Annotated in this window: 1 protein-coding gene; it reads left to right on the top strand. The window is 57.5% G+C overall.

All coding sequences use genetic code 11. The annotated features are described in order from the left end of the window. Window positions 1-20 precede the first annotated feature (20 nt). Window positions 21-1,043: an IS110 family RNA-guided transposase gene (locus JMY24_RS37995; RefSeq protein ID WP_128598741.1), complete on the top strand. Its 1,023-nt coding sequence runs from the start codon at window positions 21-23 to the stop codon at window positions 1,041-1,043. Window positions 1,044-1,502 lie beyond the last annotated feature (459 nt).

Below are 1,502 nucleotides of genomic sequence, written 5' to 3'. Positions count from 1 at the left end.
TGAGGAACGGAGGGCCCAAAATGAATGCTACGACATACGGACTGGATGTTGCAAAGCACGTGTTCCAGATGTACTGGGTCGACGCTCAGACCGGCGAGATCGCGAACCGGCGCTTTCGCCGCGACGAACTGATCAGCTTTCTGGCTCAACGGCCAGCGGGTCGTGTGGCATTTGAAGCATGTGGCAGTGCGCACTGGTGGGCTCGAAAGATCAAGGCGCTTGGGCACGAGGCGGTGCTGTTACACCCGAAGTTCATCCGGCCGTTCGTTCAGACGAACAAGACAGATGCAGCTGACGCTCGAGCGATCTGGACTGCTGTTCAGCAACCGGGGATGCGAACTGTGGCGGCAAAGACGGAAGACCAGCAGGCGATGCTCGCTCTTCACCGGATGCGCTCGTTGCTCATCAAGTTTCGCACCATGCAGGTGAACCAGATGCGCGGCCTTCTTTACGAGTTTGGCGCGTCGTTTCGGGTCGGACGAGCGGCAGGATTGGCTGAGATCCGCGCACGCATGACGGAGCTCGAGGACACCCTGCCGGGGACTATGCTCAGCAGCTTGCAGGACCAGTTGAGGCGCATCGACGGGATCGAACAGGATATCGATCAGCTGGAAAAACAGATTGGCAGCTGGCACAAGCGAGAAGCCGAGTGTCAAGCTATTGCAGCGGTGCCCGGCATCGGCAGGCTTACCGCGACGGCACTGGTTGCGACGATCGGCGATGCGAAGACATTCAAGTCCGGCCGTGAGTTTGCGTCCTTTCTGGGGTTGGTACCCCGGCAAAGTGGCACCGGTGGCAAGGTCTGGCTGGGCGGGATTTCGAAGCGGGGTGATCCGTATCTGCGTACGCTGCTCATCCACGGCGCGCGCTCAGTGATGTATCACTCAAAAACACCCACTGGATGGCAGAAAGCGATCCTGGAGCGACGTCCAGCGAACATCGCAGCAATCGCTCTTGCGAACAAGATGGCACGAACCGCGTGGGCCATCCTCGCTCACGGCAATGCATATGAAAAGGACCACACTAGCGTAAGACCCGCTTAACGTAGAGACAGTGAGCGTCGAGCTGTAGTATCGATAGGTTGCTGAGGTTGATACTCATGTGATGGCGAAACAGGTCGGACCGCAGGAACGCAAACCTGAACACAGCCTTGCACTAACTGTGCGTGACCGAGATGAGGACGTTCCTGGCGAAATCCATCAGGGCCCGCAGGCTTCGGCTTGCACGAAAGGCCGGATATAAGACCGCAGCCGATACCTCGTTTGAACATCGCATGAAGCTCGACCTGGCAAACCGGGCGGTGTCCATATAAGGCTGTGTGAAAACGCATTGATCGCCTAAACTGAATCAACGCGTTCGGGTCGGGGGATTCATGAAGCGATTCGTTGAAGGCGAAGACCGCAAGCAGGTAACGTTGTTGCCAGAATGTCTGGATGATTTCGTTGCCGAGGATAACCCGGTGAGGATCATCGAGGCCTTCGTCGAAGAGCTGGAACTGGAAT

Origin of the sequence: Paraburkholderia kirstenboschensis, assembly GCF_904848585.1 — a bacterium.
Taxonomy (GTDB): domain Bacteria; phylum Pseudomonadota; class Gammaproteobacteria; order Burkholderiales; family Burkholderiaceae; genus Paraburkholderia; species Paraburkholderia kirstenboschensis.
Note: the sequence above shows the minus strand (reverse complement) of the source record. Positions and strands in the feature narration are given on the sequence as shown.

Bases quoted from the DNA above. Each gene is read 5' to 3' on its own strand.
- JMY24_RS37995 (WP_128598741.1), top strand. From the start codon at position 21: ATGAATGCTACGACATACGGACTGGATGTTGCAAAGCACGTGTTCCAG.